The sequence below is a fragment of the Bacillota bacterium genome (assembly GCA_023511485.1).
Classification (GTDB): domain Bacteria; phylum Actinomycetota; class Aquicultoria; order Aquicultorales; family Aquicultoraceae; genus CADDYS01.
In genome coordinates, this window is sequence record JAIMBH010000005.1 from 48,601 (window position 1) to 73,929 (window position 25,329).

The following is a 25,329-nucleotide window of genomic DNA, read 5'->3' on the forward strand; positions in this document are numbered from 1 at the left end:
AGTCTAGCTGCGATTTTATCTTTTTAATACTGTATTTTAACCAACACCAGGCCTTTGGCAGGGGCGGTTTTGCCTGCCCTAGTTCTATCTCTTGCCTCAATTATCGATGGGATATCAGACGGAGATATTGCTCCTAGACCTACATCGATAGCAGTACCAGCAATTATGCGAACCATGTTATGGAGAAAAGCGTGGGCGCGCACCTTAATAGTGATGAGCCCTTCCAGCGGCTCTCCCGCCCATACTATATCAGACGACCTTTTGCAGGATACCTCTAGCACGGTTCTAACAGGATTTTTAATCGTCGCCGCACTTTCGGTAGCACAAAACGAAGTAAAGTCGTGCCTTCCCTTTAGGTAACTTACCGCCTCATCCATGGCCTCAACATCCAGCGGCCGAGCCTCGTGGTGGACAAACCTGTTTGCAAAAACCGAGCGGTAAAAGCGGTTCAGGATATAGTAATGATACTCACGCCACTTAGGGTCCCGGCGCGCATCGAAATCCGGCGAGACCTCCTCGGCATCCTTTGCGGCGATATCTTCCGGCAGTAGCGCGTTAAGCGAGTAAGGAATCCTGTGGATCGGCATACCGGAAGACGTGAAGAAATTTATCACCTGCCCAAAAGCATGAACTCCTGCATCAGTTCTACCTGCAGCGTTAACCTCAATTACCTCACCCAGCAGAGTACTAAGTGCGGCCTCGACCTCTGCCTGCAATGTGCGCACGTCTTGCTTCTCTTGCTTCTGCCAACCACTATAGTTGGTGCCGTCGTATTCGAGCACAAGCTTGATATTTCGTGTAGGTTTATCTTTCATCTGTCCTCTTAAACATTATTAATTATTAGGTCTTGATGTGCCAATGTTCTAAGACGCCAAAGTTAAGAAATAAAAAGGTGTCGCCGCTTTGCCACGTCTGGAAGTCCAGGTTTTATACGATCGGTAGTCTGCCAATATATATCAAAACAGCAAACAACACATTCACTACTATAAACCCAATCCAGTCACCGTTTTTCATCTTAAGCTCACGCATGCGAGTCCTTCCCTCACCTCCACGGTAGGCGCGGGCCTCCATAGCCTCGGCTAGCTCATCCGCCCGCCTAAATACGCTTACGAAAAGCGGAATAAGGATAGGGATGAAGCTTCTAAACTTTGCTATCGGGTTTTTTGAGTTAAATCTTGCTCCCCTTGATGCTTGAGCCTTGATTATCTTATCGGCCTCAACGGAGAGTATCGGTATAAAGCGCAGGGCAATCGTCATCATCATGGCAAGCTCGTGTGACGGCGCCCCTAATCGTTTTAAAGGTGTGAGCAGATACTCTATAGCATCAGTTAGCTCAACTGGTGTTGAAGTAAGCGTCAGAAACGATGCGCCAACGATTAGAAGAACCAGTCGTATATCGATAAATATCCCATCTCTTAAACCCGGAATACTAATATTTACCGGCCCGACAGCCACCCACGGACCACCACCGACCCACAGCTGGATGAGTAGGGTAAGCACGAGAATGTAAAATAGAGGCTTGACCCCTTTTAGGGCGAGGCCAACAGGAAGCCTGCTTATATAGACAAACACGCCGATAAGAATGGTCATAACCACAAGACCAGTGAAATTTTTAATGAAGAAAATTGCGACTGCGTAAAAGAGGATAAGCAGCAGCTTAACCCTCGGATCAGTTCGGTGAACGGGTGAATCTATAGGATAATACTGCCCGGTGATAAACCCAGCACCTACAGACATTGTCTCTCCTTAACCGCAGCAAGTATTGTACTGACAACACCTTTCAGGCTTAAAGAATCAACCGATATATTAAAGCCGCACTCCTTTAGCTTTAAAAGCACCTCTACTGGCTTCGGCAAATCTAGCCCTATACCCTTTATTGTATCCAGCTCGGAGAATACCACCTTTGGACAGCCATCTAGTACTACTCTACCGCCGTTTACAACGACAATGCGCCCGACATGCTCTGCGATCTCATCCATATCGTGGGCAGCGATTATTATCGTCATTCCTGCTTTGTTTAGCTCATCAAGAATGCGCATAATCTTTGCCTTCCCACGGACATCCAATCCGCTTACCGGTTCATCTAAAACAAGTACGCGGGGTCTCATGGCAAGTACACCGGCAATAGCTACAAGCCGCTTTTCGCCACCGCTTAAGCTAAACGGAGGCCTGTCGGCAAATTTGTTAAAGTCTAGTCCTACGCTCTCGATGGCCTCTTTTGCCCGTACGCGCGCTTCTTTGTCCGAAAGGCCCAGGTTGCGAGGCCCAAAAGACACATCATCTACAACCGTGTCGGCAAAAAGCTGGCTTTCGGGAAACTGAAATACCAACCCGACCTCTTCCCGCACAAGGCGTGGATGTACGTCTTTGCCTATCTCTTTCCCCTCAAACAACACCCGCCCCTGTGTAGGAGTTAGAAGCCCATTCAAGTGCTGTATAAGGGTGGATTTTCCCGAGCCGGTCGGCCCAATAAGACCGATAAAATCACCTTCGCCAATTTTTAAGTCGACATCTTTAAGTGCGACTTGCTCAAGGGATGTACCGGGCAAGTACGTGAAGCTGACATTGACCAACTCAATCAGCATAATGCACTCACCAGCTCACCTACCGTCAAGATGCCGGTTGGCAAACTCAGACCCGCCGAGACAAGCTCATCTGCAATAAGTTTTGCTTTTGGGACGCCAATGCCGAGTGCGGCAAGCTCCGATGAGTCGACAAAGACCTCCTTCGGCACACCGGTTTTTATTATGGCCCCGTCTGAAAGTACAACAATTCTATCTGCTTGAACTGCTTCATCAGGAGAGTGTGTGATGTTTATTACCGTAGTGCCGTGCTCCTTGTTAAGCGCTTTAAGAGTTACCAAAGTATCAGCTCTTCCCTTTGGATCAAGCATGGAAGTGGCTTCATCAATTACCAGGTATTTTGGATACATGGCTAAGGCTCCTGCTATAGCAATTTTTTGTTTCTGGCCGCCAGAGAGCAAATGGGGCTCATGCTTTGCGTAAGCCCGCATACCTACGATTTCAAGCGCTTCATCAATGCGTTTACGTATCTCTTTTGGGCCTAGCCCTAAGTTCTCAGGACCAAATGCGACATCTTCCTCAACGCTAGTTGCAATGATCTGGTTGTCCAGATTTTGAAAGACCATACCTACTCTCTGGCGTATCTGCCAGAGAGAGGATGTGTCGCGCGTTGATAATCCGTCTACTAACACTTCCCCTTTTTTTGGAATCAAGAGACCGTTTATATGTTTTGCAAGCGTGGATTTCCCGGAGCCGTTTGGCCCAAGGATAGCGATGAACTCACCCTCTTTAATTGTAAGATCGATATTGTTAAGGGCAGTTATTTTGTCTTCTGTTTTGCTGTAACTGTAAGAAACGCCTTTAAATTCAATCATTGTTTCAATTATAAAGCCATCAGCTACCGGCTATCAGCTGCCAGCCTCAAGACAAAAGAAATAAAAAGCTGATTGTCAATAGCTGATGGCTGACAGCTCCTAGATTACTAATCGCTTAAATTAACGTAACGCTAATCTTTTTGCCAGTAATGTGAAAAGGCAAGAACCATGTTAGCTCTTGCCTTTTACAATAGCATATTTGAATTACAACCCATGAACTACCTGCTGCTAAACCAGCTCGATCATAGCCATAGGTGCGGCATCACCCTGACGGGGTCCGAGTTTTAGTATTCTCGTATAGCCGCCATCGCGGTCGGCAAAACGAGGGGCAACTTCGGCAAAAAGTTTGTGGACTACCTCTCTGTCGCGAAGAACTGCTAAAGCTTGCCTTCTTGCATGGAGGTCGCCTCTTTTGCCAAGGGTGATGATTTTCTCGACCACCGGCCTTAGCTCTTTCGCTTTTGCCTCTGTCGTCCGGACTTTCTCGTGCAAAATAACCTGACGAGCCAATCCCCCTAAAATTGCCTTCCTATGGCTGGCACTTGTACCTAATTTTCTGCCTCTCTTTTGGTGCCTCATTACTGTCTCCTACTATACTTAAGATTTAAGCGAAAGCCCAAGTTGATGCAACTTGTCTTTAACTTCCTCAATTGACTTGGCGCCAAAGTTTCTTATCTTCATTAAATCGCTCTCGGTTTGCTCAACCAGTTGCTGCACGGTATTAATACCCTCTCGCTTTAAGCAGTTATAAGAACGAACTGAGAGCTCAAGGTCTTCTATCGGTGAGTCAAGGGCCTTATCGCGCTCGCTAGCATCGGACACAAAAACCGGAGTCGAAGCAAACTCGCTTGCCTGCTCCATGAATAGCCCCATATGATCGTTGATTATTTTTGCACCAATGCTTACAGCTTCAAAAGGCGTAATAGCACCGTTTGTCGTAACTTCAAGAATCAGCCTGTCAAAATCGGTTCTCTGCCCAACGCGTGTGTTCTCAACCGAATAAGTCACATTTTTTATAGGGCTAAATATGGAATCGATAGGAATGACTCCGATTGTATCCGAGGATCGTTTATTGCGCTCCGCAGAGACATACCCACGGCCTGCCTCAACTGTCATCTCTATCTCAAGCTTACCATCCTCGTTTACGGTAGCGATATGCTGGTCTGGATTTATAATTTCCACATCAGCCGGATATTCTATATCTGCAGCCGTAACGGTCTTTGGGCCCTTAACGTTAAGCCTTAGGGTCGCCGGCTCTTCACCGTGAAGCCTTAAGACAACCTCTTTAAGATTAAGGATAATATCGGTCACGTCTTCCTTAACGCCTTTAATGGTGCTAAATTCATGAGCCACACGTGCAATCTTTACCGACGTTATGGCCGCACCCGGCAAAGATGAGAGTAAAACCCTCCTCATAGAGTTACCCAAAGTGTAACCGAAGCCTCTCTCCAGGGGTTCGACTTTAAACAAAGCTGTATTGTTTCGTCGTTCCTCTATGGAGATGGCAGGCTTACGGATATCTAACATTAATATATTCCTCCCCTTATTAGCTATCAGCTATTAGCAGTCAGCTTTCAGCTTTTAATAAATCATTGCCTCACTTTGACTGCTTAATTTACTGCCAGCTTTCGAGACCACAGGACCTTCTTCGTATATTCTTTAGGCTGATGGTTGAAAGCTGACAGCCAATTAATATTATTTCGAATAGAGCTCAACGATCATTTTTTCTTGAACCGGTATGTCGATATCTTCTCGCGATGGAATACCGACAACCTTTGCGGTCAAGTTAGCCGCATCAACATCGAGCCACGGCGGGATTGCGGCTTTATTTGCCGACTCGGCCGCTTCCTTAATTCGCGCGATATCTCCAGCCACGGTAATAATATCGCCTGGTTTTACCCGGAAGGACGGGATATCCACTCTTCTGCCGTTAACCTTAATGTGCCCATGGCGGACTTCCTGCCTTGATTGTGCCCTTGACGGGGCAAAACCAATTCTATATATAACATTGTCTAGCCGGCTTTCTAGTATTTGCAAAAGATTCTCTCCGGTGACTCCTTTTTTCTTTGCCGCCAACTGGTAATAATTTCTGAATTGCTTCTCGAGCACACCATATATACGCTTTGCTTTCTGCTTTTCACGCAACTGCATGTAGTATTCTGATTCCTTGTGACGGCTTCGGCCGTGCTCCCCAGGCGGATATGGTCGCCTTTCAACCGGACACTTATCAGTTAAGCACTTATCTCCTTTTAAGAAAAGCTTCTGTGCTTCTCTTCTGCATAGCTTGCAAACAGGTCCTGTATATCTTGCCATAGCTTACACCCTTCTCCTTTTCCTTGGGCGACAGCCATTATGCGGCACCGGAGTAACATCGGTGATACCTGCTACCTCAAGACCGTTTGCCTGCAATGTCCTTATAGCGGTCTCACGTCCTGCTCCCGGACCTTTAACATAGACATCTACTCTTTTCATCCCGTGCTCCTGGGCTTTTTTTGCGCAAGCCTCTGCCGCAACCTGTGCCGCAAACGGCGTACTTTTGCGGGAGCCTTTAAAGCCCGAGGTACCGGCACTTTCCCAAGCTATCGTGTTGCCTTGCTGATCGGTAATTGTAATAATCGTATTGTTAAAAGTACTCTGTATATGGGCAGCTCCGTGAACAACATTCTTGCGTTCCCTGCGCTTCACTCTGCCTGTGACTTTCTTCTTAGCCAAACAGCTGTTACCTCCTTCGATACTAAATCGTTAGATTTATTTTAAATAAAGTTTACTTTTTGCGCTTCGCACCTACAGTCCTGCGCGGCCCCTTTCTCGTGCGTGCATTAGTGTGAGTTCGCTGGCCACGGACTGGAAGACCCCTGCGGTGTCTCAAGCCGCGGTAACATCCTATCTCCATGAGACGCTTGATGTTCTGAGACACTTCTCTTCGCAGATCGCCCTCTACCTTAAGATTCTTATCGATATAATCCCTAAGCTTTACGATTTCCTCTTCGGTTAAGTTGCGAACTCGCGTGTCAGGATTTACTCCTGTTGCCTGCAATATCTCTCGCGCTTTTGAAAGACCAATGCCGTAGATATAAGTAAGGCCGATCTCTACCCTTTTATCTCTCGGTAGGTCTACACCGGATATACGTGCCAAAACTTTACCCTCCTCTGACTAACAAAACATTCTGTAAAACACCGAAAATCGAGAATCGAGAATCGACCGAATCGAAAATGCCTAGAGCCAACAAAGATTTTCACTTTCTAACTTTTCCCTCGATAATTCAATCGATTTTCGATTTTCTATTTTCGATTCTCGAATTTATGCCACCAAGGTGGCATAAATTATCCCTGGCGCTGCTTATGGCGAGGATTCTCGCAAATTACGAGCACCCTTCCATGTCTTCTTATGATTTTACACTTTTCACATATACGCTTTACTGATGGTTTTACCTTCATTGTCCCTCACCAATAATCTTTTTTACCGCCCGATAATCGGGCCAGCTACCCGGCAGGGCTAGAGCCCTGCGCTATAACATTTATCGATAATCCATCTTTCGAAATTTGTGTTCAAAATTTACTTGAATCTATAAACAATACGGCCTCTGGTTAAATCATAAGGCGATAGTTCTACAACAACCCTATCTCCTGGTAATATCCGAATGTAATGCATGCGCATCTTACCAGAAATATGGGCCAAAACCTTATGTCCGTTATCTAATTCAACCCTGAACATGGCGTTAGGCAAAGGTTCTATTACTGTACCTTCAACCTCTATGGCTTCCTCTTTTTTGGGCACTACCATTCCTCCGTATGGGTCCTGCTCATAACGCCTAAACGGCCTCAACTCTTAGAACCACAAAACCAGATTATAACAAAATTTAATCCAGACGTCTATACAACCGTTAATATCTCAGGCCCTTTCTCGGTAACTGCAACGGTATGCTCGAAATGGGCTGATAAGCTACGGTCCGCAGTAACCACTGTCCAGTGATCTGGTAAAATATTGACCTTGAAACCACCAATATTTACCATCGGCTCTATCGCAAAAACCATCCCAGATTTTATCTTCGGGCCACGGCCCGGAAGCCCGAAATTTGGGATTTGTGGGTCTTCGTGCATCTGCCTACCGATACCATGACCCACAAACTCTCTTACAACAGAGTAACCAGCCGCCTCTGCAGTGCTCTGTATCGCGTATGATATATCATACAGGTAGTTTCCTTCGACACATTTCTCGATACCCTTATTGAGAGCCAGTTTGGTAACCTCGATCAGGCGTTTTGCCTCCTCAGACACTTCACCCACCGGATAGGTAGCTGCTGCATCACCATAATACCCATTGTACTCAACACCGATATCGATACTGATAATATCGCCTTCCTTTAGCTTCCTGTGGCTGGGTATCCCATGAACCACAACCTCATTCGGTGACGCGCATATAGAGGCTGGGAAACCTTTGTACCCCTTAAAAGCCGGCCTTGCTTTGGATTTACGTATGAAATCCTCAGCTATTTGATCCAGGGCAATCGTTTCAATTCCCGGTCTTATCTTGCTTTCAATGAGCTCCAAGGCCTGGGCTACTATGCGACCGGCATGCCGCATAGTAGCTATCTCGTCCTTGCTTTTACGGATTATCATGCTCTCGCCTCGTCATCGGCAGAGAATAACTATACCTTTGCTTTAAGAGCGTTTTCGATATCTGCAAATACCTCTTCAACCTTCTTGGTGCCATCAATATCAATAATAATGCCCTTGTCTTTGTAATAATCGATAAGCGGCGCAGTCTGGCTGTGATATACATCCAGACGGTTCTTTACTGTCTCGACGGTATCGTCGGCTCTTTGGTAGAGCTCACCACCACAGTCATCACAGATACCGTCGGTTTTTGGCGGTTTAAACATCACATGATACGGCTTCTGGCAGGACTTACATATACGTCTTCCGGTCAGCCTATTGAGCAATTCCTCGTCAGGAACAACGATATTAATAACTGCATCAATACTCCTGCCCATGGAGGCTAACACTTTATCTAGCTCTTCGGCCTGTACAACGGTGCGTGGAAATCCATCCAGTAAAAAGCCCTTTTCGGTAACATCTGGCTCGGCAATGCGGTCGCGCACAATTCCAATAACAACTTCATCCGGCACAAGCGCGCCTGCGCTCATGTACTCCTGAGCCTTAAGACCCATTTCGGTACCGGCTTTGACCGCTGCACGAAGCATGTCACCGGTTGAGATATGGACTAGTCCAAACTTTTTAACAATACCCTCTGCCTGTGTTCCTTTCCCAGCTCCGGGAGGACCTAACAGAATAACGTTCACCTTTTGCTCCTTTCTCTTAAAACCTCTCATTTGAGAGCTGCCAGCTATTAGCAGTCAGCTCTCAGCTTTACATTCTCAAATTATAATCTTTAACCAGCAATCCCAGCCCGCATGATAACAGCTGATTACTGATAACTGATTGCTATTTCAAAAATCCCTCATAATGCCTCATGAGAAGCTGTGACTCAATCTGCCTCATGGTTTCAAGCGCTACACCGACCATAATAAGTAGCGATGTACCGCCAAAGTTTCCGCCCCGGAAGAACGGAATATTGAACACTTTCCCTAGAATCTGCGGGAGAACTGCAATAAGCGCCAAAAAGATCGAACCCGGTAGGGTAATCCTGGTAAGTACCCTATCTAAGTAACCTGCTGTTGGTTTACCCGGTCGAACACCCGGAATAAAGCCGCCGTATTTCTTCATGTTATCCGATATATCGATCGGGTTAAAAATAATAGCTGTGTAAAAGTACGTGAAGAAGATTACCAAAAGCGCATAAAGACTTAAATAAAGAGCTCCGCTTGGATCAAGCCAATTGCTAATCGTCCTGGAAAATGCTCCAGGGAAAAATTGCAAAAGCGTTGCTGGAAATAGCAGCACCGAAGACGCAAAGATAATCGGGATAACGCCTGCCGAGTTAACTTTCAATGGGATATAAGTGCTCTGACCACTATATACCTTGCGCCCAACTACACGCTTTGCATACTGCACCGGAATCCTTCTTTGTGCTTTTTCAACAACAATGATTGAAACAACAATCGCAAGCAGAATAACTATCAGCGCAATAACTGTTACAACACCGCCCGTCTGCTCAGTCTGAAACGTAGCCTGCGGGAAGCGAGCGATAATACTTGCAAAAATTAGAAGCGACATACCGTTGCCGATACCGCGCTGAGTTATAAGCTCACCCAACCACATTATCAAGGCAGTACCCGCGACGAGCGTAAGGACTATCAACCCGCTCTGCACGAAGGTAAACTGTGCGCCTATCTGCCTACCGAAGAACAATGTCAAGCCTATCGACTCAACAAGTCCCAGGACGAGAGTCAAGTAACGCGTCCACTGAGTGATTTTACGCTGGCCAGTCTCTCCCTCTTTTGCCCATTGCCCAAGCGTAGGAATAACAATTGTTAAAAGCTGCAGGATAATAGAGGCTGTAATATACGGCATTATTCCCAGTGCAAATATTGCAAACTGCGATAAGGCACCGCCTGCAAACAGGTCTATAAATCCTAAAAGTGGTGTTTGTTCGAAGAGGTCCTTTAACGCTTTTATATCAACAAATGGGACTGGAACGTGAGCACCTAACCGGTAAATGGTGATCATTGCAAGTGTAAAAATAATGCGACGTTTTAGATCCGGTACCTTAAACGCGTTTCCAATTGCTTCGATCATTTAAGACTCTCTACCTTTCCGCCAGCTGCTTCGATTTTTTTTACTGCAGAACCGCTAAAATGATGTGCTTTTACGGTTAGATCCCTATCCAACTCACCACGGCCTAATACCTTAACCGGCATAGTTGCCTTTCTAATCAACCCGGCCTGCTGCAGTGCTTGAGGGTCAACAACACTGCCCTTGTCGAATATGTTTAGCTGATCGACATTAACCAGCTCATAGACCTTTTTAAACGGATTTTTAAAACCCGGAAGCTTTGGTAGTCTTCTGTATATAGGGGTCTGACCACCTTCAAACCCAGGACCCTTGCCACCGCCAGAACGGGATTTTTGACCCTTCATCCCACGCGTAGCAGTCTTGCCGTGCCCAGAGCCTGGCCCTCTGCCAACCCTTTTTCTTTTTTTAACAGCACCCGGTGCGGGTGACAGCTCGCTTAATCGCATTAAATCTATCCTCCTTGAAAAGCCGACCTAAAATAAAACCCAATCTATTATAAATGCACTAAAAGTTTAATACCAGCTTTCAGTTCCAAAGTATGACTACTTAACTTCCTCAACCTCAACAAGATGACTGACCTTTGATATCATACCACGAATTTCAGGTCTATCTTCTTGTTCAACAACATCTCTAATTCTCTTCAGGCCGAGCGCTCTTAAGGTTTTCTTTTGCTTCTCACTACGACCAATACCGCTTCTGACCTGCTTTATCCTGAGTTTAGCCAACTCGCTACCTCCTAACCAGCTCTACTTGCCCAATATTTGCTCAACGGTTTTTCCGCGGAGACGGGCAACATCTTCTGGGGTCTTGAGTAATTTCAATCCCTCAACTGTCGCCCTCAGCATATTAATTGGGTTCTGGCTGCCTAAAGATTTTGTCAATATATCTCTTACACCGGCAAGCTCGAGGATTGCTCGCACAGGGCCTCCTGCGATAACCCCGGTACCTTCTGAGGCTGGCTTTAAAAGCACGCGACCAGCACCATATTCACCGATAACCTCATGTGGAATGGTTGATCCGGAAAGGGGAACATAAAACAGGTTCTTCTTTGCATCCTGGACGCCCTTGGAAATCGCAATCGGCACTTCCGCGCCTTTGCCAAAACCGATACCGACATGCCCATTGCGGTCGCCGACGACAACCAGAGCGCTTAAGCTAAACCTACGCCCACCTTTCACTACCTTTGCAACCCTATTTATGCTTACTACTTTTTCCTCGAGTTCGAGCTCTTCCGGATTAATTCTCTTGCTCACGCGTTTCCCCCTAATCTTTTAAAATTTTAAGCCTGCCTCACGAGCCGCATCAGCTAAGGCCTTCACGCGCCCATGATACAGGAATCCACCTCTGTCGAAAACAACCTGGTCAATATTTTTCTCTAGAGCTCTTTTAGCTATGAGCTCTCCAACTTTTTTCGCAGCCTCGATGTTGCCGCCACTTGAAATCTGTGACTTAATCTCGGGATCAAGAGTCGATGCGCTTGCTAAAGTCACTCCCTTAGTATCATCGATTAATTGAGCATATATATGGTTGGTGCTGCGAAAAACAGCCAGACGTGGCCTCGCAGCCGTGCCGAATACATGCTTGCGCACCCTGCGATGTCTTCTTAACCTGGCAATCTTTTCTTCCGCTGTCTTCCCCATTGTCTTCCTCCAAATTTTTATCTCAACCCTGGTCCCTGGGACCCCAGTCCCTGGACCCTAATTATCCTAATTATTTAGCTGTCTTTCCAACCTTCCTTCTGATGTACTCACCCTCGTATTTAATGCCCTTGCCCTTATAGGGCTCTGGCGGGCGCACGCCGCGGATATTTGCCGCAACCTCGCCTACAAGCTGCTTGTTAGCACCTTTGACTATTATCTTCGTCGGAGCAGGAACCTCAAACTCGATTCCTTCTACCTGTTTTATAACAACTGGATGCGAGTATCCCATAGCAAGCTCCAGATCGTTGCCTTTCTTAGTAGCCCTATAGCCGACACCAACGATTTCCAGGGACTTTGTGAAACCCTGACTTACTCCTATAACCATATTTGAAATAAGAGTCCTGGTCAGCCCATGAAGCGATCGGTGAAGTTTACTGTCAGACTGCCTTTGGACCAATATCTGGTTGTCCTCTTTCACTACCTTGATACCATACGGCACTTTTTCTGACAGTTGACCCTTCGGACCTTTAACTTTAACTTCAGTTGGCTCTATAGTTACCTCAACGCCCGGTGGTACGTTGATCGGCATTTTACCAATTCTTGACACTTTTTACCTCCAATTTAGCACTTAGCTAACGGTTTATACTTCCGATAAAACTAGGTGTTCCTGCCGTGCACGCCCTAGCCTTACCCTGGCCCTAGACCCTGAGCCTTAAACTATTACCACACGTAACAGATAACCTCTCCACCCAGGCCGGCTTTTTTGGCCTCACGGCCGGTCATAACACCCTTAGATGTCGATATAATTGCAATACCAAGTCCTCCAAGCACCCTTGGAATCTCATCTTTTTTTGCATAGATTCTAAGCCCCGGTTTGCTTATTCTTTTAATACCGGTTATTGAGCGCTCCTTATTTGAACCGTAGCTCATCTTAACCCTAATTACAGGAAAGCCATTCTCCTGGATAATTTGATAATCCCTTATATAGCCCTCTTCTTTTAATATCTTCGCTAGCTCCTCTTTAAGCTTTGAAGCGGGTATATCAACTACCTCATGAAAGGCCCTGTTTGCATTTCGGATGCGCGTCAGCATATCCGCAATAGGGTCAGTCATCGTCATAACGCTTCCTCCTTATCAAGTCATTAGCCGCTAGCATCTAACACCTGTTGCCTCAATCCTCTGCCTTAAGATAACAGTTAGCATGCCGGCATTGACTTAAAACTATCTAATAATTCTACCAACTGGCCTTTGTAACACCCGGGATCTCACCCCGATGTGCAAGTTCTCTTAAGCAGATACGGCAGAGCCCGAACTTGCGGAAATAACCGCGCGGTCTTCCGCACCTTGAACAGCGATGATAAGCACGGGTCTTATACTTCGGCTTCCGCCCCTGTTTTGCGATCATCGATTTCTTCGCCATTTAACCTCCAACCTATCTCTATGATTAATGCTCACTTGTAATCAATCATATAGTCCCTGGCTCCTGGACCCCAGTCCCTGAACCCTTGACCTATCTTTCTCTAAACGGGAAGCCAAAATGCCTTAGAAGTGCACGGCCTTCCTCGTTGGTATTTGCCGTAGTTACAATCGTGATATCCATACCGCGAATCTTGTCGATTTTGTCGTAATCTATCTCCGGGAAAATAAGCTGCTCGGTTACGCCAAACGAGTAATTCCCACGTCCGTCAAAAGACTTCGGGCTAAGTCCACGAAAGTCTCTGATCCTTGGAAGCGCAGTCGAAAGCAACCTATCCAAAAACTCATACATCCTGTCTCCCCTGAGCGTTACTTTTGTGCCAACCGGCATATTGGCACGAAGCTTAAATCCGGCAATGGACTTCTTAGCTCTGCGGACAATAGGCTTCTGACCGCTTATAATAGCAAGGTCATCCATTGCACCATCAAGTGCTTTCGCATTCTGTGTAGCCTCTCCTACGCCCATGTTAAGAACAATCTTCTCAATCTTTGGCACCTGCATGGGGTTCTTATAGCCAAACTCCTTCATCAAAGCAGGCAAGATCTCTTTTCTATAAGCCTCTTTAAGCCTGGGAGTGATTTTAGCTCCACCAGAAGGTTTGACGGCTGTTTCAACCCTGGCGGCTTTGGGAGCCTTTTCCTCTTTTCCCTTTTTTGTTTTTGTGTCTGCCATTTATACCTCCCGTCTAGATACTAGAAACTAGACCGGATCCACCAGTCCTAACTAGAGGCTAGATAAAACCATCTTCTTAAATCTCTTATCTTATAACCCTCACTCTAGACCTTCACATCTAGTCTCTAGTCTCTAGTCTATGCTTTATCAATGTCACCTTCGCATTTCCGGCACACCCTAACCTTTACGCCGGACTCTGTTATCCTGTGTCCAATCCTTGTTGGCTGTCCACAGCCAGGACAAATCACCTGCACGTTGGATACGTGAATTGGTGCTTCCCTCTCCTGAATGCCCCCCTGAGGGACTTTCTGAGTCGGGCGCATATGGCGCTTAACCATATTTATGCCTTCGACTACAACTCTGCCCTTTTTAGGTTGGACAACAAGAACCTTGCCTTTCTTGCCTTTATCTTTACCGGCAATAACCTCAACTCTATCGCCTTTTTTAATCGATAGTTTTGGCACTTCTCTCGTTATAGATGACTTGGGCATCTTAAATTTTCCTCCTACAATACTTCCGGAGCCAATGAAACAATTTTCATAAAGTTTTTATCCCTAAGCTCCCTGGCTACGGGACCAAATATACGGGTTCCTCTCGGATTGCCATCATCCCTGATGATAACGGCCGCATTGTCATCAAACCTCACATAAGAGCCATCATTTCTACCAATAGGCTGCTTTGTCCTGATAACTACCGCTTTTACAACATCGCCTTTTTTGACAGTACCTCCCGGGATTGCCTCTTTAACAGCACCGACAATGGTATCGCCGACTGAAGCGTAACGACGCCTCGAGCCACCCAGAACCCTGATACAAAGGATTTCCCTCGCTCCTGTATTATCAGCAACTTTTAATCTTGACTGCTGTTGGATCATCCTTGATTTCCTTTCTTCTTCCAGTAGTCAGTAATCAGAAAGTCGGTAATCAGAAAATAGATTATCGGATTATTAAATCCCCTGCTTTTGAACCTTAGATTCCGACTTCTGACCGTTATTTTGCCCGCTCTAAGATTTCAACCACACGCCATCTCTTAGTCTTGCTAAGCGGTCTAGTCTCGGCAATTTGTACGGTATCACCAACTCTAGCCTCATTTGCCTCATCATGCGCTTTAAACTTCTTTGTTCTTTTTACCGCTTTTTTATAGAGCGGATGCCTTACAAGCGACTCAACAGCTACTGTTACTGTCTTGTCCATTGCATCGCTTACAACCTTACCAACTCTAATTTTGCGGCGTCCTCTCTCCTCCATCTAAACCCCCCGTCTAGATACTAGAAACTAGACCGGACCTACCGGTCCTAACTAGAAACTAGATAAAACCATCTTCTTGAATCTTTATCTTTTAAATCTACACTCTAGACCCTCACTTCTAGTTTCTAGTTTCTAGCTACTAGCTACTAGAAGCTATCTTGGCCTCAATTTCTCTTTCCCTGCGCACAGTCTGTATGCGCGCTATATCTTTCTTGATTTCTTTAATCCTCTTTGGATTGTCAAGCTGTCCGGTAGCCAGCTGAAAGCGAAGATTAAACAGTTCGGCCTTTGCTTCTCTCATTTTGGATTCCAATTCATCATCAGTTAGGTCTCTAAGCTTTTCAGCCTTCATGCTATTCACCACCCAGCTCTTCTCTAGTTACAAACCTGCACTTTACAGGTAGCTTGTGGCTTGCCAGCCTGATTGCTTCTCGTGCAACCGGCTCTGCAACACCGGCTATCTCAAACATAACCCTGCCCGGCTTAATAACCGCAACCCAGTGTTCTGGGGAGCCTTTACCGCTACCCATACGAGTCTCGGCAGGTTTCTCAGTTACCGGTTTATCTGGAAAAATAGTAATCCAGACTTTACCGCCCCTTTTAATATGGCGAGTCATAGCAACACGAGCTGCCTCAATTTGGCGATTGGTTATCCATCCCGGCTCAAGCGCCTGTAATCCATAATCGCCGAAGTTTATCTTGTTGCCGCCTTTAGCACGGCCTTTCATCCTGCCTCTTTGTTGCTTTCTATGTTTAACCCTTTTTGGTAAAAGCATTTGCCTATGCTCCCTCCTTAGCCGAAGCTGCTTTCTTAGGTTTTTTCGGTCTTTCAGACCTCGGCTTCGGCGCGGCTGCCTGCTCGGTGACATACTGCCCGGGTAGAACGTCGCCTTTGTAAATCCAGACCTTCACTCCAATACGCCCGAACGTAGTTAAAGCCTCAGCAAAACCGTAATCGATATTAGCACGAAGCGTGTGTAAGGGCACACGTCCTTCGCGATACCATTCAGTACGGGCCATCTCAGCGCCACCCAAGCGACCTGCACACTGAACCTTGATTCCCTGAGCGCCACTCTTCATGGCTTGAGTGACAGCCTTTTTCATAGCGCGCCTGAAACCAACACGTGCTTCAAGCTGTTCAGCAATACTTTGCGCAACCAGTGTTGCATCAAGTTCTGGTCTTTTTACTTCTTCGATATTAATCTGCACCTGTTTGCCGGTCATTTTCTCCAGCTCTCCGCGCAGAATCTCTACTTCGGCCCCACGTTTTCCAATTACGATACCGGGTCTGGCTGTGAAGATATCAACTTTCACACGATCTCCTGCGCGCTCGATCTCAATCTTTGATATTGCAGCTCGCGCAAGCTTACGCTCAAGAATATTTCTTATCTTAATATCCTCGCCGAGAACTTTATCGAAGCCTTTGCTTACAAACCAGCGGGACCGCCAGTTCTCTATAATGCCGACTCTAAGTCCCCGAGGATGGACTTTTTGCCCCATTTAACCCTCCTTCTCCGTAACAACTACGGTAATGTGACTAGTTCTCTTCCTAATACGGTATGCACGACCCATAGCCCTCGGCCTAATCCTTTTTAACGTTGGACCCTGATCTACATACGCTTCTGACACATAAAGCCTATTGCGGCTGATATGCAGGTTCTTCTCAGCATTCGCAATAGCCGAGTTTAGAACCTTGGTTATTATCCTTGCGGCGGCCTTTGGCGTAAACCTTAATAGTGCAACAGCTTCTTCAGCATCTTTGCCCCGAATAAGATTTATAACCTGCTGGGCCTTCAGCGGCGATATCCTGACATATTTTGCAACGGCCCTTGCAGAAGCACCCGCATTTTTTGCCGTCTTAGCCATCTTTAACCTCCTGTCTAGATACTAGAAACTAGACCATTGCTTTGCACCTGACCAGAAACTAGAGACTAGATCTCTTATCCTTTAACCCACACTCTAGACCTTCATCTAGTTTCTAGTTTCTAGTCTCAAGTTTCTAGATTATCTTACTCTTGATGATTTCTCCTGGCCTGCATGGCCTCTAAAAGTCCTTGTTGGCGCAAACTCGCCAAGCTTATGTCCAACCATACTTTCCGTAATATAGACCGGTACATGCCGGCGCCCGTCATGAACGGCAATAGTATGCCCGACCATCTCCGGAAAGATAGTTGAAGCCCTGGACCAGGTCTTAATAACTCTTTTCTCATTTCTTTTGTTCATTTCCTGGATTTTCCCAAGAAGTTTTGGCTCTACAAAGGGTCCCTTTTTAAGCGACCTTCCCACTTTTCAGCCTCCAATCTCTTAGCTATCAGCTATCAGCCTTCAGCTATCAGTATTGATTTACCTATGCTGACCGCTGATTGCTGACGGCTGATGGTCTGCACCGTAATTTCTCTCAAAGCTTAACGTTTCTTCAAACGTTTATTATCTCTTACGAGGTTTAACTATATATTTATCAGATGGCTTTTTGCCTCTCGTACGATAACCCAATGTCGGTTTTCCCCAAGGAGTAACCGGATGGCGACCCGGTGTTGCTTTACCTTCTCCGCCACCATGAGGATGATCGACCGGGTTCATGGCTGTACCTCGTACAGCAGGTCTTTTACCAAGCCAACGGCTACGGCCTGCTTTTCCGATTGAAATAAGTTCATGCTCCGCATTTCCAACCTGCCCTACCGTAGCATAACAATCAAGGTGAACCATCCGTACCTCACCAGACGGCAACCTCAAATGGGCGTAGTTACCCTCTTTTGCCATAACTTGAGCTGATGTACCTGCCGACCTTGCCATCTGGCCACCCTTACCTGGAGTAAGCTCGATATTGTGAACAACCGTGCCCAAAGGAATCCTCCTTAAAGGCAACGCGTTGCCAACCCTGATATCAGCATCTGGCCCAGACATGATCGTATTTCCTACCTTGAGATCGATTGGAGCCAGAATATATCTTTTCTCGCCGTCAGCGTACTGGATTAACGCAATTCTGGCAGACCGATTCGGGTCGTACTCGATCGAATCAACCCTTCCTGGAATGCCATATTTGTTGCGCTTGAAGTCTATCAAGCGATAACGGCGTTTATGACCGCCTCCCTGGTGGCGGGTTGTGATACGGCCATTGTTATTGCGACCAGACTTCTTGTTTAGCGCAACAGTCAGACTCTTTTCAGGCTCCTTTTTTGTTATCTCTTGGAAATCGGATACCGTCTGAAACCTTCTTCCGGCTGATGTCGGCTTAAATTTTTTGATTCCCATCCGTTTCTCTCCTCTTTATAACTGACGCTTATCGCCTGTCAGTTGGCATATTCTTTTGCACTAATGTCTCGATGTTTGCACAAAGTACGAATGTTAAAAATCTTTTAAACTTTGGCACTTTGCATTTCAAGACCTTGGCAGATACTCAAAGCTATCTAGCTTCGAACATCTCAATACGTTCTCCCTCGCGAAGAGTCACGATCGCCTTTTTCCAACCGCGAGTTCTACCAGAAGTATATCCCTGGCGCTTGCGCTTGCCACGAACTTTAAGCGTATTGACCGCTGTCACATGAACCTTGAATATCTTCTCAACTGCATTCTTGATTTCTTCTTTTCTAGCTTCTGGCGCAACCTCGAAGGTGTACTTGCCGTAATCCATTTGAGCGTAGCTCTTCTCAGAGATTACTGGGCGAATTATTACATCTCTTGGATCCTTCATTTGGACAGACCCTCCTCTACTGCATTAAGAGCCGCACGAGTCATAACCAAGTATTCGTTATCTAACAGATCGTACGCATTTATCTCGGAGCTGTAGATAACCCTTGCACTATCAAGGTTGCGTACTGACTTTACCGCGGTATCTTGATCCTCGCCAACTACAACAGTGACTTTCTTATCTACATTAAGATTCTTAAATATCTTAACAACTTCTTTTGTCTTTGGCTCAGTCAAGCCAAAATCATCAATGACAACTAAGCGACCATCTTTAGCCTTCGATGACAGTATCGACTTCAAGGCCAAACGGCGCATTTTCTTCGGAACATTAAATGAGTAATCCCGTGGAATAGGGCCAAAAACGGTACCACCACCGGTCCAGTGAGGTGCTCGGATGCTTCCAATTCGAGCCCTGCCGGTACCTTTCTGGCGCCAGGGCTTCTTGCCGCCGCCCCTGACTTCAGCCCTGGTCTTAGTCTTTGCGGTTCCCCTTCTAGCCGCAGCTAGCTGTGCCCTGATGACCTGATGAACAACAGCCTCATTAGGTTCTACCTCAAAGACTTCGGGACTAACGTCGATCTCCTCTACGGTTTTGCCCTCTCTATTTCGAACTGGTATCTTCACCGTTACCCCTTCTTCTTTGCCTTGCTAGATTCTTTAACCATAATCAAGCTACCCTTTGCACCGGGTACAGCCCCCTTGAGCAACATAATATTTTGCTCAGGATCGACTTTTACAATTTCTAGATTCATGCTGGTAACCCTATCGCTTCCCATGTGCCCTGCCATGCGTCTTCCTTTTGGAACACGAGCCGGAAACGCGGCGGCACCAATTGAACCAGGAGCCCTGTGAAAGTGGGAACCGTGCCCACCAGGCCCTCCGCCAAAGCCATGCCTTTTCATTACACCCTGAAAGCCTTTACCCTTCGAGATGCCAACGACGTCAACTTTCTCGCCGGCTGTAAATATCTCTGCGGTAAGCGTATCACTCGGCTTGTATTCAGACGGGTCATCAACTCTGACCTCGGCCAGATAACGCTTTGGCGATACCTTTGACTTTGCAAAGTGGCCCTTTAGTGGCTTAGTTACCTTCCTATCCTCAATATCTTCGAATCCGATCTGGATTGCCGAGTAGCCATCGTTTTCTCTTGTTTTTACCTGAGTCACAACGCAAGGACCAACCTCAACAACGGTTACTGGTATCAAGCGATCGTCATCGCTAAATACCTGCGTCATGCCAAGTTTCTTTCCTAATAATGCCTTCATCTTTTACCTCGCACCAATAATTATCCATTCGTGCTACTACTTCTCACCCAATTAATTGGGCAATTACCTAAACATTGGCCTTAGAATCCAGGTGCCAAGGTAAAATCTTCTGGCCCCTGGCTTCTAGCCCCTTTAAAGTTTTATCTCTATATCAACGCCAGCCGGAAGATCCAGCCTCATTAGCGAGTCAACCGTTTTAGGCGTTGGATCTAGTATATCGATCAGCCTCTTGTGAGTCCTCATCTGGAAGTGCTCACGCGAGTCCTTGTTGACATGCGGAGACCTAATTACCGTATAAAGGCTTCTCTCTGTTGGTAGAGGAATCGGTCCCGCGACCCGAGCCCCGGTTCTCTGCGCCGTATCAACAATTTTCTTCGCCGATTGATCGACAACCTCATGATCGTAGGCTTTTAGCCTGATACGAATTTTCTGTGTTGCCATGCTTCCTCCACACAATTACTTAATAATGCTTGTAATCCTTCCCGCACCAACAGTTCTGCCGCCTTCCCTGATAGCAAAGCGCAGTCCTTCCTCCATTGCAATAGAGGTGATAAGCTCAACGGTTAGCTCTACATTGTCTCCCGGCATAACCATCTCAGTGCCCTCAGGCAGGTTTGCTACCCCGGTTACGTCAGTTGTTCTGAAGTAAAACTGCGGGCGGTAGCCGTTAAAGAAGGGGGTGTGGCGGCCGCCTTCCTCTTTTGTTAGAACATAGACCTGGGCTTTGAAGTTGGTGTGAGGGGTGATAGACTTTGGCTGGGCAAGAACCTGGCCACGCTCTACCTCGTCCCTGCCGATACCCCTTAAAAGAACTCCAACGTTGTCTCCAGCCTGGGCCTCATCTAAGAGTTTCCTAAACATCTCAAGGCCTGTTACAACGGTCTTTTTAATCTCAGGTGCGATTCCAACTATCTCTACCTCTTCGCCAACCTTGATCTTGCCACGCTCGACCCTTCCGGTAACAACAGTTCCGCGACCGGTAATGGTAAATACGTCCTCAATCGGCATCAAAAATGGTTTGTCTATATCCCGCTCAGGGGTTGGGATATAGGAGTCTACCGCATCCATAAGCTCAATGATAGACTTTGCTGCCTCTGGGTCTCCCTCTAGAGCTTTTAGAGCAGAGCCCTTAACAATTGGGATTTCATCCCCTGGGAACTCGTATTCGTTAAGTAGATCTCTTACCTCCATCTCGACAAGTTCCAAGAGTTCAGGGTCATCTACCATATCTACTTTGTTTAAGAAGACTACGATGTAGGGAACACCGACCTGTCTTGCCAGAAGGATATGCTCCCTGGTCTGTGGCATCGGCCCGTCTGCTGCAGAGACAACCAGGATTGCGCCATCCATCTGGGCAGCACCGGTTATCATGTTCTTTACGTAGTCAGCGTGCCCTGGGCAGTCTACGTGTGCATAGTGGCGGCTCTCTGTTTCATACTCGACGTGAGCAATTGCAATTGTGATGCCCCTCTCCCTCTCTTCTGGGGCGTTATCGATTGAATCAAAGGATCTGAATTCGGCCTGTCCCTTCTCTGCTAATACCTTGGTGATAGCTGCAGTCAAGGTTGTTTTGCCATGGTCTACGTGACCGATGGTTCCGATATTCATGTGGGGTTTTGTGCGCTCAAACTTAGCTTTGGCCATATGTTTTTCCTCCCTAAAAGATTTAACTTTCTTATTTTTTAATAATTTGCACCTAAAATCTATAGTCAAAAGCTTTCTAGATACTAGACCGGCCCTATCGGCCTAACTAGAAACTAGGGTAACCATCTTCTTGAGTCTCTTATCTTGTAACCCACACTCTAGACCTTCACATCTAGTCTCTAGTCTCAAGTCTCTAGTTTCTAGCTAGCTTCCTGCAGCTATCGACCACTCGCCCTGGGCTTTACTTACAATCTCACTGGCAAGGCTTGGTGGTAGCTCACTATACTGCTTAAACTGCATCGTATAAGTTGCTCGACCTTGCGTCCTCGATCTTAAGTCAGTTGCGTAGCCGAACATTTCCGCAAGCGGAACATCAGCCCTGATAACCTGGGCTCCAGCCCTTGGCTCCATACCAATTATATGTCCGCGACGTGAGCTCAAATCGCCCATCACATCGCCCATATACTCCTCAGGAACAACTACTTCTACAGCCATGATGGGCTCAAGCAGTACAGGGCTTGCTTTCTTCATGCCATCTTTAAACGCCATAGAGCCCGCGATTTTAAACGCCAGCTCAGACGAGTCTACCGGATGGTATGAACCCTCATGAAGCGTCACTTTTATATCAACAACCGGATATCCAGCCATTACTCCGGCTGTCATCGCCTCTTGAATCCCCTTATCAATAGCAGGGATATACTCTTTCGGTATTTTTCCACCGACAATTGCATCAACAAATTCGTAGCCGCCTGCTGGATTCGGCTCGATATCAATAACAACATGACCGTACTGACCCCGGCCACCAGTCTGCCTTACGTAGCGTCCCTGGACATCCTTGACTGACTTCTTTATAGTCTCCCGGTAAGATACTTGCGGACGCCCCACATTTGCCTGAACCTTAAACTCACGCATAAGCCTATCAGTAATGATCTCAAGATGAAGCTCACCCATGCCCGATATAATCGTCTGGCCCGTTTCTTCATCAATCTTGACCTTAAACGTCGGATCCTCTTCCGCCAACTTTGCAAGCGCGCCAGAGAGTTTCTCTTGATCGGCCTTCGTTTTTGGCTCGATGGCGACTGAGATAACCGGTTCTGGGAATATCATCGATTCGAGCTGGATCGGATGGTTTGGATCGCTTAGCGTATCTCCGGTTGTAACCTGCTTCAAACCAACCGCAGCAACGATATCACCTGTGCGAACCTCGTCTCTTTCTTCACGGTGGTTAGCGTGCATTTGCAGAATTCTGCCGATCCTCTCTTTTCTGCCGGTAGATACATTAAGTACTGCTTCACCAGCCTTAAGAACCCCCGAGTAAACCCTAAAGAAAGTGAGTTTGCCTACATATGGATCAACCATAATCTTAAAGGCAAGTGCGGTAAATGGCTCTTCGTCAGATGCCTCACGCGTGATAACCTCATCTTCCTTCCCTGGAACTCTTCCCTCAACCGGAGGTACGTCCAGCGGAGATGGCAGAAATTCGTTTATTGCATCAAGTAACGGCTGAACACCCTTATTCTTAAAGGATGCGCCGCAAAGCACCGGAGTGATTGCCACATCAAGGGTAGCTTTACGCAGCGCCCTTACGATCTCATCTCTTGTTAGCTCCTCGCCTTCAAGGTATTTAATGAGGAGCTCTTCATCGTATTCGGCCGCAGTCTCAATCATGCGCTGGCGGTATTCTTCAGCCTGCTCCTGGTACTCCGCCGGAATCCCACGCTCCTCAATGGTTGTGCCCAGCTCATCTGTATAAATTAAAGCCTCCATGTCAATTAGATCGATAATACCTGTGAAGCTATCTTCGCTTCCTATAGGAATCTGCAATGCAACCGGCTTGGCACCCAGGCGATCCACCATCATCTGCATCGCGTTAAAGAAATCTGCACCGGTTCTGTCCATCTTGTTAATATAAGCGATTCTTGGAACGCGATATGTATCTGCTTGACGCCAAACGGTTTCCGACTGAGGCTCAACGCCTCCAACTGCGCAAAAGACTGCCACAGCGCCATCAAGCACGCGAAGAGAGCGTTCTACCTCTACAGTAAAGTCCACGTGCCCTGGCGTATCTATAATATTTATCCTGTAGCCGTTCCAATAACAGGTAGTAGCGGCAGATGTAATTGTAATACCCCGCTCCTGCTCCTGAATCATCCAGTCCATGACGGCCGTGCCCTCATGAACCTCGCCGATCTTATGCGTCCGGCCGGCATAGTAAAGTATACGCTCAGTAGTAGTAGTTTTACCGGCATCGATATGCGCCATTATTCCAATATTTCTTATTTTCTCCAATGGAAATCTGTCAGCCATATTATTTTTGAATCCTTCCAATCTAAACACTACAAACTATATCAGGCCCTCGGCCCTACTAGAAAATCAACACTTAAACCTTAAACTTATATCTCCAACAATCACTTAAATACCCTAGAAACTCACTCTCTAGACCCGTACACCTAATCTCAAGTTTCTAGACACTACCAGCGGTAATGAGCAAAAGCACGGTTGGCTTCGGCCATCTTCTGAAGATCTTCTCTCTTCTTTATAGAAGCTCCTACACCATTTGCTGCGTCCATAATCTCCGCAGCCAACCTCTCGGACATCCTCTTCTCCTTACGCTCGCGGGAAAACCCAGTCAACCAGCGAAGCGCCAGGGTTGTGGCCCTGTGGCTAGGTACCTCAACTGGAACCTGATACGTCGCACCGCCAACCCTGCGAGGCCGCACCTCAAGCACTGGCCTTATATTATCCATTGCTTTGCGATAAACCGCCAACGGATCAGATCCGGTTTTTTCTCTTATGATATCAAAGGCCTCATAAACCGCCTTTTCAGCAATGCCCTTCTTGCCCTTTCTCAAAACTGCGTTGATCAACTGGGCAACAAGCTTATTATTGTAGACCGGATCGGGCGTTATTTCCCGCTTTGGAACTGGTCCTTTTCTTGGCATTTTTTCCTCCAACTAATAATCAAATAATACTGAGAGTGCCACGTTCCATTCGACTTCGCTCAGAGCTGCGGCCTTACGGCCTTCGGCTATATCACATGCTCCTTGCATTGATAACTCTATTTATCCCCTTGACTTTGGCACCTTGGCACTTCTCGACCCAATATTCTACAGCACAGCAGGACACTGCAAAAACGCAGCACCTACTTACTTGCTTTTGCGCCATATTTAGAGCGAGCCTGCTTGCGATCGGCTACGCCCGCCGCATCCAGAGCAGCCCTGATAATTTTATAGCGCACACCTGGCAGGTCCTTAACACGGCCTCCACGAACGAGCACTATCGAGTGCTCCTGAAGGTTGTGGCCGATTCCCGGAATATAGGCGGTAACCTCCATTCCGTTAGTTAAACGCACCCTGGCTACTTTCCGTAAGGCCGAGTTAGGCTTCTTCGGCGTAGTAGTATAAACTCGGGTACAAACCCCTCTTCTTTGCGGTGCACCCTGCAATGCAGGCGTCGCCGTTTTACTGGGCTTCTCTTTTCTGCCTTTTTTGACCAACTGGCTGATTGTCGGCAAAGATTACACTCCTTCTTGTTTGTATCAAGCTATTAATTGTCAGCTATCAGCTTTTTAAAGCTGATAGCTGAATACTGACTACTAAAGACT

39 protein-coding genes are annotated in these 25,329 nt (G+C 46.8%); all 39 read right to left on the reverse strand.

What is annotated here, in order from left to right; genetic code table 11:
• Positions 1 to 23 precede the first annotated feature (23 nt).
• The 39 genes from truA to rpsL all read right to left on the reverse strand — a co-directional run bounded on the left by truA (position 24) and on the right by rpsL (position 25,239).
• A complete protein-coding gene (gene truA, locus K6T91_02695) occupies positions 24 to 815 on the reverse strand; it encodes a tRNA pseudouridine(38-40) synthase TruA (protein MCL6471703.1) in 792 nt (263 codons plus the stop codon).
• Positions 816 to 927: 112 nt separating this feature from the next.
• Positions 928 to 1,737, reverse strand: a complete 810-nt coding sequence (locus K6T91_02700; GenBank protein MCL6471704.1) for an energy-coupling factor transporter transmembrane protein EcfT — start codon at positions 1,735 to 1,737, stop codon at positions 928 to 930.
• The gene (locus tag K6T91_02705) at positions 1,728 to 2,585 is read right to left on the reverse strand and encodes an energy-coupling factor transporter ATPase (protein MCL6471705.1); all 858 of its coding nucleotides are present in this window, start codon (positions 2,583 to 2,585) and stop codon (positions 1,728 to 1,730) included. The genes K6T91_02700 and K6T91_02705 overlap by 10 nt, the downstream gene beginning before the upstream one ends.
• Positions 2,579 to 3,409 (reverse strand): energy-coupling factor transporter ATPase, encoded by an 831-nt coding sequence (locus K6T91_02710; GenBank protein ID MCL6471706.1) that lies wholly within the window; start codon positions 3,407 to 3,409, stop codon positions 2,579 to 2,581. The genes K6T91_02705 and K6T91_02710 overlap by 7 nt, the downstream gene beginning before the upstream one ends.
• A 216-nt stretch (positions 3,410 to 3,625) precedes the next feature.
• Positions 3,626 to 3,976: a 50S ribosomal protein L17 gene (rplQ, locus tag K6T91_02715; GenBank protein MCL6471707.1), complete on the reverse strand. Its 351-nt coding sequence runs from the start codon at positions 3,974 to 3,976 to the stop codon at positions 3,626 to 3,628.
• Between the two features lie 18 nt (positions 3,977 to 3,994).
• On the reverse strand, positions 3,995 to 4,924 hold the full coding sequence (locus tag K6T91_02720; GenBank protein ID MCL6471708.1) for a DNA-directed RNA polymerase subunit alpha: 930 nt from the start codon (positions 4,922 to 4,924) through the stop codon (positions 3,995 to 3,997).
• 168 nt (positions 4,925 to 5,092) lie between these two features.
• Complete coding sequence (gene rpsD, locus K6T91_02725; GenBank protein ID MCL6471709.1) at positions 5,093 to 5,710, reverse strand: 30S ribosomal protein S4; 618 nt, start codon at positions 5,708 to 5,710, stop codon at positions 5,093 to 5,095.
• 3 nt (positions 5,711 to 5,713) lie between these two features.
• Positions 5,714 to 6,109, reverse strand: a complete 396-nt coding sequence (gene rpsK / locus K6T91_02730; protein ID MCL6471710.1) for a 30S ribosomal protein S11 — start codon at positions 6,107 to 6,109, stop codon at positions 5,714 to 5,716.
• A 52-nt stretch (positions 6,110 to 6,161) separates the two neighbouring features.
• The gene (rpsM, locus tag K6T91_02735) at positions 6,162 to 6,533 is read right to left on the reverse strand and encodes a 30S ribosomal protein S13 (protein ID MCL6471711.1); all 372 of its coding nucleotides are present in this window, start codon (positions 6,531 to 6,533) and stop codon (positions 6,162 to 6,164) included.
• A 188-nt stretch (positions 6,534 to 6,721) separates the two neighbouring features.
• Positions 6,722 to 6,835 carry a 50S ribosomal protein L36 gene (rpmJ, locus tag K6T91_02740; protein MCL6471712.1) on the reverse strand — a complete coding sequence of 38 codons (114 nt, stop codon included), beginning with the start codon at positions 6,833 to 6,835 and terminating at the stop codon, positions 6,722 to 6,724.
• 118 nt (positions 6,836 to 6,953) lie between these two features.
• Positions 6,954 to 7,175 (reverse strand): translation initiation factor IF-1, encoded by a 222-nt coding sequence (gene infA, locus K6T91_02745; protein ID MCL6471713.1) that lies wholly within the window; start codon positions 7,173 to 7,175, stop codon positions 6,954 to 6,956.
• Positions 7,176 to 7,270: 95 nt separating this feature from the next.
• On the reverse strand, positions 7,271 to 8,017 hold the full coding sequence (gene map / locus K6T91_02750; protein ID MCL6471714.1) for a type I methionyl aminopeptidase: 747 nt from the start codon (positions 8,015 to 8,017) through the stop codon (positions 7,271 to 7,273).
• A 29-nt stretch (positions 8,018 to 8,046) separates the two neighbouring features.
• Positions 8,047 to 8,700, reverse strand: a complete 654-nt coding sequence (locus K6T91_02755) for an adenylate kinase (GenBank protein MCL6471715.1) — start codon at positions 8,698 to 8,700, stop codon at positions 8,047 to 8,049.
• Positions 8,701 to 8,842: 142 nt separating this feature from the next.
• Entirely contained in the window at positions 8,843 to 10,096 is a 1,254-nt protein-coding gene (secY, locus tag K6T91_02760) for a preprotein translocase subunit SecY (protein MCL6471716.1), read from the reverse strand.
• Complete coding sequence (gene rplO / locus K6T91_02765; GenBank protein MCL6471717.1) at positions 10,093 to 10,539, reverse strand: 50S ribosomal protein L15; 447 nt, start codon at positions 10,537 to 10,539, stop codon at positions 10,093 to 10,095. Before rplO ends, secY begins: the two co-directional genes overlap by 4 nt.
• A gap of 96 nt (positions 10,540 to 10,635) precedes the next feature.
• Positions 10,636 to 10,818, reverse strand: a complete 183-nt coding sequence (rpmD, locus tag K6T91_02770) for a 50S ribosomal protein L30 (GenBank protein MCL6471718.1) — start codon at positions 10,816 to 10,818, stop codon at positions 10,636 to 10,638.
• A 21-nt stretch (positions 10,819 to 10,839) separates the two neighbouring features.
• Complete coding sequence (gene rpsE / locus K6T91_02775; protein ID MCL6471719.1) at positions 10,840 to 11,346, reverse strand: 30S ribosomal protein S5; 507 nt, start codon at positions 11,344 to 11,346, stop codon at positions 10,840 to 10,842.
• 18 nt (positions 11,347 to 11,364) lie between these two features.
• A complete protein-coding gene (gene rplR / locus K6T91_02780) occupies positions 11,365 to 11,733 on the reverse strand; it encodes a 50S ribosomal protein L18 (GenBank protein MCL6471720.1) in 369 nt (122 codons plus the stop codon).
• A 70-nt stretch (positions 11,734 to 11,803) separates the two neighbouring features.
• Positions 11,804 to 12,340 carry a 50S ribosomal protein L6 gene (rplF, locus tag K6T91_02785; GenBank protein MCL6471721.1) on the reverse strand — a complete coding sequence of 179 codons (537 nt, stop codon included), beginning with the start codon at positions 12,338 to 12,340 and terminating at the stop codon, positions 11,804 to 11,806.
• 113 nt (positions 12,341 to 12,453) lie between these two features.
• Complete coding sequence (gene rpsH / locus K6T91_02790) at positions 12,454 to 12,852, reverse strand: 30S ribosomal protein S8 (GenBank protein MCL6471722.1); 399 nt, start codon at positions 12,850 to 12,852, stop codon at positions 12,454 to 12,456.
• A 115-nt stretch (positions 12,853 to 12,967) separates the two neighbouring features.
• A complete protein-coding gene (locus K6T91_02795) occupies positions 12,968 to 13,153 on the reverse strand; it encodes a type Z 30S ribosomal protein S14 (GenBank protein ID MCL6471723.1) in 186 nt (61 codons plus the stop codon).
• Between the two features lie 90 nt (positions 13,154 to 13,243).
• The gene (gene rplE, locus K6T91_02800; GenBank protein ID MCL6471724.1) at positions 13,244 to 13,882 is read right to left on the reverse strand and encodes a 50S ribosomal protein L5; all 639 of its coding nucleotides are present in this window, start codon (positions 13,880 to 13,882) and stop codon (positions 13,244 to 13,246) included.
• A 137-nt stretch (positions 13,883 to 14,019) separates the two neighbouring features.
• Positions 14,020 to 14,373 (reverse strand): 50S ribosomal protein L24, encoded by a 354-nt coding sequence (rplX, locus tag K6T91_02805; protein MCL6471725.1) that lies wholly within the window; start codon positions 14,371 to 14,373, stop codon positions 14,020 to 14,022.
• 14 nt (positions 14,374 to 14,387) lie between these two features.
• On the reverse strand, positions 14,388 to 14,756 hold the full coding sequence (gene rplN / locus K6T91_02810) for a 50S ribosomal protein L14 (GenBank protein MCL6471726.1): 369 nt from the start codon (positions 14,754 to 14,756) through the stop codon (positions 14,388 to 14,390).
• A 115-nt stretch (positions 14,757 to 14,871) separates the two neighbouring features.
• Positions 14,872 to 15,129, reverse strand: coding sequence for a 30S ribosomal protein S17 (gene rpsQ / locus K6T91_02815; protein ID MCL6471727.1), 258 nt, complete (start codon positions 15,127 to 15,129; stop codon positions 14,872 to 14,874).
• A 139-nt stretch (positions 15,130 to 15,268) separates the two neighbouring features.
• Positions 15,269 to 15,481: a 50S ribosomal protein L29 gene (rpmC, locus tag K6T91_02820; GenBank protein ID MCL6471728.1), complete on the reverse strand. Its 213-nt coding sequence runs from the start codon at positions 15,479 to 15,481 to the stop codon at positions 15,269 to 15,271.
• Between the two features lies 1 nt (position 15,482).
• Positions 15,483 to 15,905, reverse strand: a complete 423-nt coding sequence (gene rplP, locus K6T91_02825; protein ID MCL6471729.1) for a 50S ribosomal protein L16 — start codon at positions 15,903 to 15,905, stop codon at positions 15,483 to 15,485.
• 4 nt (positions 15,906 to 15,909) lie between these two features.
• Positions 15,910 to 16,629: a 30S ribosomal protein S3 gene (gene rpsC / locus K6T91_02830; GenBank protein MCL6471730.1), complete on the reverse strand. Its 720-nt coding sequence runs from the start codon at positions 16,627 to 16,629 to the stop codon at positions 15,910 to 15,912.
• The gene (rplV, locus tag K6T91_02835) at positions 16,630 to 16,995 is read right to left on the reverse strand and encodes a 50S ribosomal protein L22 (GenBank protein ID MCL6471731.1); all 366 of its coding nucleotides are present in this window, start codon (positions 16,993 to 16,995) and stop codon (positions 16,630 to 16,632) included.
• Between the two features lie 138 nt (positions 16,996 to 17,133).
• On the reverse strand, positions 17,134 to 17,415 hold the full coding sequence (rpsS, locus tag K6T91_02840; GenBank protein MCL6471732.1) for a 30S ribosomal protein S19: 282 nt from the start codon (positions 17,413 to 17,415) through the stop codon (positions 17,134 to 17,136).
• Positions 17,416 to 17,556: 141 nt separating this feature from the next.
• Positions 17,557 to 18,381, reverse strand: a complete 825-nt coding sequence (rplB, locus tag K6T91_02845; protein MCL6471733.1) for a 50S ribosomal protein L2 — start codon at positions 18,379 to 18,381, stop codon at positions 17,557 to 17,559.
• A 151-nt stretch (positions 18,382 to 18,532) separates the two neighbouring features.
• Positions 18,533 to 18,820 carry a 50S ribosomal protein L23 gene (gene rplW, locus K6T91_02850; GenBank protein MCL6471734.1) on the reverse strand — a complete coding sequence of 96 codons (288 nt, stop codon included), beginning with the start codon at positions 18,818 to 18,820 and terminating at the stop codon, positions 18,533 to 18,535.
• Positions 18,817 to 19,440: a 50S ribosomal protein L4 gene (rplD, locus tag K6T91_02855; GenBank protein MCL6471735.1), complete on the reverse strand. Its 624-nt coding sequence runs from the start codon at positions 19,438 to 19,440 to the stop codon at positions 18,817 to 18,819. Before rplD ends, rplW begins: the two co-directional genes overlap by 4 nt.
• Positions 19,441 to 19,442: 2 nt before the next feature.
• Entirely contained in the window at positions 19,443 to 20,081 is a 639-nt protein-coding gene (gene rplC / locus K6T91_02860; GenBank protein MCL6471736.1) for a 50S ribosomal protein L3, read from the reverse strand.
• 132 nt (positions 20,082 to 20,213) lie between these two features.
• Entirely contained in the window at positions 20,214 to 20,522 is a 309-nt protein-coding gene (rpsJ, locus tag K6T91_02865; GenBank protein ID MCL6471737.1) for a 30S ribosomal protein S10, read from the reverse strand.
• 15 nt (positions 20,523 to 20,537) lie between these two features.
• On the reverse strand, positions 20,538 to 21,725 hold the full coding sequence (gene tuf, locus K6T91_02870) for an elongation factor Tu (protein ID MCL6471738.1): 1,188 nt from the start codon (positions 21,723 to 21,725) through the stop codon (positions 20,538 to 20,540).
• A 204-nt stretch (positions 21,726 to 21,929) separates the two neighbouring features.
• Positions 21,930 to 24,032 carry an elongation factor G gene (gene fusA / locus K6T91_02875; GenBank protein ID MCL6471739.1) on the reverse strand — a complete coding sequence of 701 codons (2,103 nt, stop codon included), beginning with the start codon at positions 24,030 to 24,032 and terminating at the stop codon, positions 21,930 to 21,932.
• A gap of 164 nt (positions 24,033 to 24,196) precedes the next feature.
• The gene (rpsG, locus tag K6T91_02880; protein MCL6471740.1) at positions 24,197 to 24,667 is read right to left on the reverse strand and encodes a 30S ribosomal protein S7; all 471 of its coding nucleotides are present in this window, start codon (positions 24,665 to 24,667) and stop codon (positions 24,197 to 24,199) included.
• Between the two features lie 200 nt (positions 24,668 to 24,867).
• On the reverse strand, positions 24,868 to 25,239 hold the full coding sequence (rpsL, locus tag K6T91_02885; GenBank protein MCL6471741.1) for a 30S ribosomal protein S12: 372 nt from the start codon (positions 25,237 to 25,239) through the stop codon (positions 24,868 to 24,870).
• Positions 25,240 to 25,329: the final 90 nt, after the last annotated feature.

Excerpts from the sequence above, each read along its gene's own strand:
- truA (MCL6471703.1), bottom strand. The coding sequence starts at position 815 with ATGAAAGATAAACCTACACGAAATATCAAGCTTGTGCTCGAATACGAC.
- K6T91_02700 (MCL6471704.1), bottom strand. The coding sequence starts at position 1,737 with ATGTCTGTAGGTGCTGGGTTTATCACCGGGCAGTATTATCCTATAGAT.
- K6T91_02705 (MCL6471705.1), bottom strand. The coding sequence starts at position 2,585 with ATGCTGATTGAGTTGGTCAATGTCAGCTTCACGTACTTGCCCGGTACA.
- rplQ (MCL6471707.1), bottom strand. The coding sequence starts at position 3,976 with ATGAGGCACCAAAAGAGAGGCAGAAAATTAGGTACAAGTGCCAGCCAT.
- K6T91_02720 (MCL6471708.1), bottom strand. The coding sequence starts at position 4,924 with ATGTTAGATATCCGTAAGCCTGCCATCTCCATAGAGGAACGACGAAAC.
- rpsD (MCL6471709.1), bottom strand. The coding sequence starts at position 5,710 with ATGGCAAGATATACAGGACCTGTTTGCAAGCTATGCAGAAGAGAAGCA.
- rpmJ (MCL6471712.1), bottom strand. The coding sequence starts at position 6,835 with ATGAAGGTAAAACCATCAGTAAAGCGTATATGTGAAAAGTGTAAAATC.
- map (MCL6471714.1), bottom strand. The coding sequence starts at position 8,017 with ATGATAATCCGTAAAAGCAAGGACGAGATAGCTACTATGCGGCATGCC.
- secY (MCL6471716.1), bottom strand. The coding sequence starts at position 10,096 with ATGATCGAAGCAATTGGAAACGCGTTTAAGGTACCGGATCTAAAACGT.
- rplO (MCL6471717.1), bottom strand. The coding sequence starts at position 10,539 with ATGCGATTAAGCGAGCTGTCACCCGCACCGGGTGCTGTTAAAAAAAGA.
- rplR (MCL6471720.1), bottom strand. The coding sequence starts at position 11,733 with ATGGGGAAGACAGCGGAAGAAAAGATTGCCAGGTTAAGAAGACATCGC.
- rpsH (MCL6471722.1), bottom strand. The coding sequence starts at position 12,852 with ATGACGATGACTGACCCTATTGCGGATATGCTGACGCGCATCCGAAAT.
- K6T91_02795 (MCL6471723.1), bottom strand. The coding sequence starts at position 13,153 with ATGGCGAAGAAATCGATGATCGCAAAACAGGGGCGGAAGCCGAAGTAT.
- rplE (MCL6471724.1), bottom strand. The coding sequence starts at position 13,882 with ATGGCAGACACAAAAACAAAAAAGGGAAAAGAGGAAAAGGCTCCCAAA.
- rplX (MCL6471725.1), bottom strand. The coding sequence starts at position 14,373 with ATGCCCAAGTCATCTATAACGAGAGAAGTGCCAAAACTATCGATTAAA.
- rplN (MCL6471726.1), bottom strand. The coding sequence starts at position 14,756 with ATGATCCAACAGCAGTCAAGATTAAAAGTTGCTGATAATACAGGAGCG.
- rpsQ (MCL6471727.1), bottom strand. The coding sequence starts at position 15,129 with ATGGAGGAGAGAGGACGCCGCAAAATTAGAGTTGGTAAGGTTGTAAGC.
- rpmC (MCL6471728.1), bottom strand. The coding sequence starts at position 15,481 with ATGAAGGCTGAAAAGCTTAGAGACCTAACTGATGATGAATTGGAATCC.
- rplP (MCL6471729.1), bottom strand. The coding sequence starts at position 15,905 with ATGCTTTTACCAAAAAGGGTTAAACATAGAAAGCAACAAAGAGGCAGG.
- rpsC (MCL6471730.1), bottom strand. The coding sequence starts at position 16,629 with ATGGGGCAAAAAGTCCATCCTCGGGGACTTAGAGTCGGCATTATAGAG.
- rplV (MCL6471731.1), bottom strand. The coding sequence starts at position 16,995 with ATGGCTAAGACGGCAAAAAATGCGGGTGCTTCTGCAAGGGCCGTTGCA.
- rplB (MCL6471733.1), bottom strand. The coding sequence starts at position 18,381 with ATGGGAATCAAAAAATTTAAGCCGACATCAGCCGGAAGAAGGTTTCAG.
- rplW (MCL6471734.1), bottom strand. The coding sequence starts at position 18,820 with ATGAAGGATCCAAGAGATGTAATAATTCGCCCAGTAATCTCTGAGAAG.
- rplC (MCL6471736.1), bottom strand. The coding sequence starts at position 20,081 with ATGAAGGCATTATTAGGAAAGAAACTTGGCATGACGCAGGTATTTAGC.
- rpsJ (MCL6471737.1), bottom strand. The coding sequence starts at position 20,522 with ATGGCAACACAGAAAATTCGTATCAGGCTAAAAGCCTACGATCATGAG.
- tuf (MCL6471738.1), bottom strand. The coding sequence starts at position 21,725 with ATGGCCAAAGCTAAGTTTGAGCGCACAAAACCCCACATGAATATCGGA.
- fusA (MCL6471739.1), bottom strand. The coding sequence starts at position 24,032 with ATGGCTGACAGATTTCCATTGGAGAAAATAAGAAATATTGGAATAATG.
- rpsG (MCL6471740.1), bottom strand. The coding sequence starts at position 24,667 with ATGCCAAGAAAAGGACCAGTTCCAAAGCGGGAAATAACGCCCGATCCG.